This is a genomic window from Arsenicicoccus cauae, assembly GCF_043162025.1.
Classification (GTDB): Bacteria; Actinomycetota; Actinomycetes; order Actinomycetales; family Dermatophilaceae; genus Arsenicicoccus; species Arsenicicoccus cauae.
This window is the reverse complement of sequence record NZ_CP171001.1, coordinates 3,335,263-3,342,464: the sequence shown is the minus strand read 5'-3', so window position 1 is coordinate 3,342,464 and position 7,202 is coordinate 3,335,263. Positions and strand designations below refer to the sequence as shown.

Genomic DNA, 7,202 nt, shown 5'->3' with positions numbered 1-7,202 from the left:
TGTGGGGTTGTCGCCTAGGGTGGGCTGCATGCCGTTGAACTACCAGATCGCGGAGCGCACCCTGACCAACGGGCTGCGCGTCATCGTCAACGAGGACAGGTCCATCACGACGGTGACGGTCAACCTGTGGGTGGGGGTCGGGTCCCGCCATGAAGTGGCCGGCCGGACCGGGTTCGCGCACCTCTTCGAGCATCTGATGTTCCAGGGTTCGGAGAACGTCGCCTCGGGTGAGCACTTCTCGGAGCTGATGGCCCGGGGGGCCGGCTCAACGCGACCACGTGGTTCGACCGCACGAACTACTTCGAGACCGTGCCTCGCGGGGCCTACGAGCTCGCCCTGTGGCTCGAGGCGGACCGTCATGGCCGGCTCCTGCCCGCGGTGACCCAGGCCAACCTCGACAACCAGCGTGACGTGGTCAAGGAGGAGAAGCGCCAGCGGTACGACAATCAGCCGTACGGATTCGCCCTGCCCGACATGTACGCCCTGGTGTTCCCCGAGGGCCACCCCTACCACCACCCCACCATCGGCTCCATGGAGGACCTGGACCGGGCGAGCCTCCAGGACGTGCACGCGTTCTTCGAGCGTTACTACGGGCCCAACAACACCACCCTCACCCTGGTGGGTGACCTCACGGCCGAGGAGGGGTTCGCTGCGGCCGAGACCTACTTCGGTCAGCTGCCGCCGAGCGCGGCGGCCGGTCGCGCGCCCGTGCCTGCGTTGCCCCCGCTCTCGCAGCCACTGCGGTTCGAGCGTCGGTCGGACGTCCCGAGCGACCGTCTGTTCGTCGCCTTCCGCCTGCCGGTCGACGACACCGACGAGTTCTACGCCGCCGCGGCCGCCCTGGACGCCCTCGCAGGCATGGCCTCGTCTCGGATCTATCGACGACTGGTGCGGCGGGAGCAGCTGGCCAACAGCGTGCAGGGGATGGCCTGGGGCCTGGTCGACGGGGTCTCGCTGGGGTTCGTCTCCGTGGACGTCGCGGACGGCGTCGACCCGGACGCCGCGGAGGACGTCCTGTGCGAGGAGCTGGAGCGGTTCGCTGAGGAGGGGCCGACCGACGTCGAGATGGAGGCGGTGATGGCGCAGAGCGAACGAGCCTGGTTGCACGCCCTCGCGGCCGCGGACGAACGGGCTGACATCATCTGCGGCCACGCTGCCCTGCACGGGGACGCCCAGCACGCCAACACCTTCCTGGACCGTTTGTCGACGATCACATCCGACCAGGTGCGGGCCGCGGCTGCGGCATACCTGCAGCCGGCCAACCGGGCCGTCGTGGCCTACCTCAAGACCGAGACCGGCGAAGGAGACCCGGCATGACCGTCACCCCGACCCCCGCCCGTCCCGAGGTCGCGCCGCCGGGCCCGTGGTCCTTCCCGGAGCCCACGACCACCCGGCTGGCGAACGGCCTCACGCTCCAGACCTTCCACACCCCGGGGCAGTACGTCGCGTCCGTCCGCCTGGCCGTCCCGGTCGTGCCGGCGCAGGAGGCGCGCGAGCTCGAGGGGATCCTGGCGTTGATGTCCCGGACCTTCGACGAGGGCACCGAGGACCACTCGGCGGAGGAGTTCGCCGAGCTCCTGGAGCGGGCCGGGGTCGCCCTGGGCTCCTCCACCAGCGAGTTCGGCCTCATGCTCGACCTGGACGTCCCCGTCAGGCGGCTCGACCGTGGCCTGGAGCTGCTCGCCGAGTGCGTCCAGCGACCCGCCTATCCCGACGACGAGGTCGACCGTGCCCGCCGCAAGCGGCTGGCCGACATCGAGCAGGAGAACGCCGACCCGCGTAGCAGGGCCGTGCGCGAGTTCGCCGCCACGTTCTACACCCCGGGCTCGCGCGCGTCGCGCCCGTCGGGTGGCAGCCCTGAGACCGTGCGCTCCATCACCGCTCCCGCGGTGCGCGACTTCCATCGCCGCCACGTCGGGCCGACCGGCACCGTCATGATCGTTGCAGGTGACCTTTCCTCCCTGGGGGCCGAGCCAGCGCGGGCGCTGCACGACCTGGTGGAGGGCGCCTTCGGCGCCTGGCGTCCGCAGCCGGTGGCGCCGACCGGGGCCCAGGCCCCCGCGCGCAGGGAGGATGCCTGCCGCATCGTCGTCGTCGACCGACCCGGGTCCGTGCAGTCGGAGCTCTACATCGGCTGCCTCGGCCCTGACAGGCGGAACGGGTGGGGTGCCTACCCTGTGCTGAGCTTCCTCATAGGCGGTGCGCCACAGGCCCGGGTCGACGCGGTGCTGCGCGAGGACAAGGGCTACACCTACGGGTTGCGGACCGCCTTCGTGCCGCGCGCCGAGGGCGGGTTGTTCGTCGCCAGCGGCTCCGTGCGGGCGGACGTGACGGGGGAGTCCGTCGGACTGCTCCTGGACATCCTGGAGAAGGCCCGCGAGGGCTTCACCCCGGCGGAGGTGCGTGCCGGGGTCGACTTCGTCATCCAGACCGCTCCTGCGCGGTACGCGACCGCGGACGCCGTCGCGGACGAGGCGGCAGGGCTCGCCCTAGAGAAGCTGCCGCCCCGGTGGGTGACGGAGATGTTCGACGAGACGAGGTCGCTCACGGGGGAGGCCCTGGCCGAGGCCTACGCCCGGGCCGACGTCGGGCGATGGACGATCGTCGTCGTCGGTGACGCCGACCAGGTCGCCGACCAGGTGCGGGTGCTCGGTCGTGGGGACGTCGAGGTGCGTCGGCGGAGCAACTGAGGCGCGGGCCCCTGTGTCGGTCGGCTGGCGCGGGCGAGGCCAAGGACGTGGCTCCCCGCCCGCGCTGGGTAGTGCAGGAGTCGACGGGCGAGGCCGTCGCTCCCGCGACACGGTGGAGGCGTTGGCTGCGTCAGCCGAGCCGGCCGAGGACCTCGTCGTGCAGGAGGCCGTTGGTGGCGACGGCGTTGCCGCCCCAGGGGGCCGGTGACCCGTCGAGCGAGGTCATGCGCCCGCCTGCCTCCGTGACGATCGGGACGAGCGCCGCCATGTCGTGCACCGCCAGCTCCGGCTCGGCCGCGAGGTCGCAGGCCCCCTCGGCGACGAGCATGTAGGACCAGAAGTCGCCGAATCCCCGGGTGCGCCAGCAGTCGTCCATCAGGGCCAGGAACTGGTCGCGGCGGCCGATGTCGCGCCATCCGCCGAGCGACGCGTAGGACAACGACGCGTCGCTGATGGAGGAGACGCCGGAGACCTGGATCCGCTTGGCCGAGTAGAGGTTGCGGCCGGTGTAGGCGCCTGATCCGGCTGCGGCCCACCAGCGGCGGTTGAGGGCCGGCGCGGACACGAGACCGACGACGGGCTGGTCGCCGTCGACCAGCCCGATGAGGGTGGCCCAGACGGGCAGACCCCGGACATAGTTCTTGGTTCCGTCGATGGGGTCGATGATCCAGCGCCGTGAGCCGTGCCCGGTGGTGCCGAACTCCTCGCCCTGGACCGCGTCGCGGGGCCGGGTGCGCTTGAGCTGTCCGCGGATGAGCTCCTCGGCGTCCCGGTCGGCGTCGGTGACCGGGGTCAGGTCGGGCTTGGTGTCGATCCGCAGGTCGTCCGCCTTGAACCTGGTCATCGTCACGCGCTCGACCGAGTCAGCCAGCACGTGGGCGAGTCGGACGTCGTCGTCGTAGGAGGGGCTCACCCGCCCAAACTACCCGCACGGCGAACCCCCGACGCGGCGGGCGCGCGGGGCGAGGGTGGTGGGCCGCCCGAGCGACGGCGGCGGCGCCTAGGACGCCGACGCCGACGCCGACGCCGACGCCGACACCGACACCGACGGCGGGTGCGCCGTCGTGCTGCGGCGGTGCCTGCGCACGGTCAGCCAGAGACGGTGGCACAGCACCAGCGCGAGGACCCACGCCAGCCCGAGCAGCCACCCGGTCACGACATCCGTCAGCCAGTGGTGACCGAGGATCACCCTGGACAGACCCATCGCCACGATCCAGCAGCAGGCCAGGACCACGGCGAGGATCCGCGTGCGTCGGCGGCGCAGGCGCGTGAGGAGCAGATAGGTGAGGACCCCGACGACGACGGTGGTGTTGAGGGTGTGGCCGCTCGGGAAGCTGGGGGAGGTCTCGAACGGGGGGACGGCATCGACGAGCGGCGGCCGGACACGGCCGATCAGCTGCTTGCCCACCACCGTCATGGCGAGCGAGCCCGCGGCGGCGAGGGTCGTGAGGACGGCGGGGGACCACGAGCGCCACGCCCAGCTCGCCAGGACGACGAGGGCCAGCGAGAGGATCGGCATACCGACCGGACCACCGATGTCCGTGAAGGCCGTCAGCGCGTGGGCCAGGGTCGGGGTGCGGTGCTGCACGGCGAGATCGAGGACGGGGTGGTCGAGAGCCGCCACCCCGCCGCCCTCGACCACGGCCTCGTAGGTCTCGGTCGCCGCTGCCGTGAGCCCGACGATCCCCACGAAGCACGCCAGCACCGTGGCGACCAGCAGCCACGTGGCCGCCGTCCAGCTCGAGGTCCGCGCCACGACGCGGGCGAGGGCGCGGCCGGCGGGGGTGCGCCACTGGGTCAGGTCTCGCTCGCCGATGGTCTCCTCGACGGGACGTCGCTGCTGGTCCATCCGGAGAGTCTGCGCCGTGGGGAGGCCCGGCCCCGGTGCGACGCGCGGAGCAGGCGATGTCGCCGCACGGCATCCCTGCTGGCGCACCGGGGCGAGCAGGATCGCTGGGCCCGCTGCGCGAGATGTCGACGAGCATGTTGCGGCAGGGTCGGGAGGCGCGTCGCCGGAGCCGGGTGATGCCGCGCAAGAAAAGGCTAGGCGTCCTCGCTCGCGGAGCGAGCCCGCAGCAGACGGCGCAGGCTGTCCAGCCGAGCGGCACCCGCGGGACCCGCCCGACCCGAGTCGACCCAGGCGTCGAGCCCGCACTCCTCCTCGTCGTGCGTACACCCTCGGGGGCAGTCGGCCGTGCCCGGCTCGAGGTCCGGGAAGTGGGCGACGATCCCGTCCAGCCGGACGTGGGCGAGACCGAAGCTGCGGACACCCGGGGTGTCGACGACCCAGCCCGACCCGCCCGGGAGCCGGAGCGCGATGGCGGACGTGCTCGTGTGCCTCCCGCGGCCCGTGACGTCGTTGACGTGCCCGGTCGCCCGCATCGCGTCCGGCACCAGGAGGTTGACCAGCGTCGACTTGCCGACGCCGCTGTGGCCGACCAGGACGCTGACGTGGCCGGTGAGGGCGTCCCGCAGCTCGTCGAGCCCGGACGTGTGCGCCAGCACGTCCTCGACCGTGGCACCGGCCGGCACGTCGGTGTCCGAAGGCGTGGACGTGGCGATGCACCGTGCCCCCAGCGGCGCGTAGGCCTCGATCAACGGGGTGGGGTCGACCAGGTCGGCCTTGGTCAGCACGAGGATCGGCTCGAGGCCCGCGTCATAGGCCGCCACGAGGCAGCGGTCGATCATGCGTGGGCGAGGCTCCGGGTTGGCCAGCGCGGTGACGACCACGAGCTGGTCGACGTTGGCGACGATGACCCGCTCGACCGGGTCCGTGTCGTCGGCCGTGCGCCGCAGCACCGAGCGCCGCTCGTGCTGACGGACGATCCGGGCGAGGTGGTCGGGCCCACCCTGCAGGTCTCCGACGAGCCCGACGCGGTCCCCGACGACGATGCCCTTGCGGCCGAGCTCGCGGGCCTTCATCGCGGTGACGACGCGCTCCGAGGACGTGCCCTCGCCGACGAGGGTGGTGTAGCGGCCGCGGTCGACGGCGGTGACGAGGGCCTCCACCGCGTCCTCGTGCGCCGGGCGGTCCTTGGTGCGGGGCCGTGACCCGCGGCGGTTGGGGCGGACGCGGACGTCGCTCTCGTCATACGACCGTCGGGTCACCGGCGCCCCCCACGAGGGGTGGCCCCCGCATGGGCCGGGCGCTCGGTGGAGGCCACGTCACCCGACAGGAAGGAGGTCCACCGCCGGGTGAAGTCCGGCAGGGTCTTGGCCGTGGTGGCGACGTCCTCGATGACGACCCCGGGCACCCGCAGCCCCAGGACGGCGGCCGCCATGGCCATCCGGTGGTCCGCGTAGGTGTGGAACAGTCCGGCGTGCAGCGGGCGCGGGCGGATCACGAGCCCGTCGTCGGTCTCGTCCACGTCACCGCCCAGCCGGTTGATCTCGGTCGCGAGCGCCGCGATGCGGTCCGTCTCGTGCCGGCGGATGTGCCCGACGCCGCGGATCCACGTGGGGGACTCGGCGAGGGCGGCCAGCGCCGCGACGACGGGCGTGAGCTCGCTCGCGTCGTGCAGGTCCACGTCGATGCCGTGCAGCCCACGACCGGTGACGGTCAGACCGGCACGATCCAGCTGGACCTCGGCCCCCATCTGCGCGAGGACGTCACGGATGCGGTCGCCCGCCTGCGTGGTCACCGCCGGCCAGGCCGGCACGTGCACGACGCCGCGCGTCACGAGGGCCGCCGCCAGGAAGACGGCGGCGTTGGACAGGTCCGGCTCGACCGTGACGTCGAGGGCGTTGATCTCGCTGGGCTCGACACGCCAGGTGTCGGGCTCGGCGTCGTCGACGACGACGCCCGCGTCCCGCAGCGTCTCCACGGTCATCTGGATGTGGGGCAGGCTCGGCAGGGGCTTGCCGACGTGGTGGATCGTCACCCCCTCCTCGAAGCGCGCACCGGACAGCAGCAGCGCGGAGATGAACTGGCTGCTGCCCGAGGCGTCCACCGTCACCGTCCCGCCGCGCAGACCACCGCGCCCGTCGATCGTGAACGGCATCGCCCCCCGCCCACCGTCGTCGATCGAGGCGCCGAGGGCGCGGAGGGCGTCGAGGACGGGCCCGACGGGCCGGGTGCGGGCATGCAGGTCACCGTCGAACACGACCGGGCCGTCGGCGAGCGTGGCGAGCGGCGGCAGGAAGCGCATGATCGTCCCGGCGAGACCGCAGTCGATCGTCGCCGGTCCCCGCGGCGGCGCCGGCTCGACGATCCAGTCATGGCAGCCGGCGTCCTCGCCCTCGTGGTCCCGCACCGCGACCCCGAGGTCCCGCAGCGCCTGGGCCATCAGGAGGGTGTCGCGCGAGCGCAGCGGTCGCCGGATCCGCGAGGTGTCGTTGGCGAGTGCAGCCAGCACGAGGAACCGGTTGGTGATCGACTTGCTGCCCGGCAGGACGGCGGTGGCGTCGACCGGGGCGGCCAGCGTCGGGGCCGGCCAGTCGGCCGGCCCAGCAGGGTGGGCGGGGAGAGGCGTGTGACCGACCGGATGGTCGGGGTCCGCGAGAGTCAACGGG

Annotated in this window: 7 protein-coding genes; 3 read left to right on the top strand and 4 right to left on the bottom strand. The window is 73.0% G+C overall.

All coding sequences use genetic code 11. From position 1 onward, the window contains the following. Positions 1-28 precede the first annotated feature (28 nt). Genes ACF3NS_RS15535 through ACF3NS_RS15525 form a run of 3 tightly spaced genes read left to right on the top strand, consistent with a single transcriptional unit; the run spans position 29 to position 2,690 of the window. The gene (locus ACF3NS_RS15535) at positions 29-382 is read left to right on the top strand and encodes an insulinase family protein (RefSeq protein WP_392467166.1); all 354 of its coding nucleotides are present in this window, start codon (positions 29-31) and stop codon (positions 380-382) included. Next, positions 310-1,317 (top strand): M16 family metallopeptidase, encoded by a 1,008-nt coding sequence (locus ACF3NS_RS15530; protein WP_392467164.1) that lies wholly within the window; start codon positions 310-312, stop codon positions 1,315-1,317. The genes ACF3NS_RS15535 and ACF3NS_RS15530 overlap by 73 nt, the downstream gene beginning before the upstream one ends. Next, a complete protein-coding gene (locus tag ACF3NS_RS15525) occupies positions 1,314-2,690 on the top strand; it encodes a M16 family metallopeptidase (protein ID WP_392467162.1) in 1,377 nt (458 codons plus the stop codon). The genes ACF3NS_RS15530 and ACF3NS_RS15525 overlap by 4 nt, the downstream gene beginning before the upstream one ends. A gap of 130 nt (positions 2,691-2,820) precedes the next feature. Here the strand turns inward: ACF3NS_RS15525 and hisN are convergent, their stop codons facing one another. From hisN to aroA, 4 genes are all read right to left on the bottom strand, one after another. Then, positions 2,821-3,603 carry a histidinol-phosphatase gene (gene hisN, locus ACF3NS_RS15520; protein WP_288797680.1) on the bottom strand — a complete coding sequence of 261 codons (783 nt, stop codon included), beginning with the start codon at positions 3,601-3,603 and terminating at the stop codon, positions 2,821-2,823. Between the two features lie 87 nt (positions 3,604-3,690). After that, positions 3,691-4,539 (bottom strand): phosphatase PAP2 family protein, encoded by an 849-nt coding sequence (locus ACF3NS_RS15515; protein WP_392467160.1) that lies wholly within the window; start codon positions 4,537-4,539, stop codon positions 3,691-3,693. 194 nt (positions 4,540-4,733) lie between these two features. After that, entirely contained in the window at positions 4,734-5,798 is a 1,065-nt protein-coding gene (gene rsgA, locus ACF3NS_RS15510) for a ribosome small subunit-dependent GTPase A (protein WP_392467158.1), read from the bottom strand. Further along, entirely contained in the window at positions 5,795-7,198 is a 1,404-nt protein-coding gene (gene aroA / locus ACF3NS_RS15505; protein ID WP_392467157.1) for a 3-phosphoshikimate 1-carboxyvinyltransferase, read from the bottom strand. The genes rsgA and aroA overlap by 4 nt, the downstream gene beginning before the upstream one ends. Between the last annotated feature and the right edge of the window lie 4 nt (positions 7,199-7,202).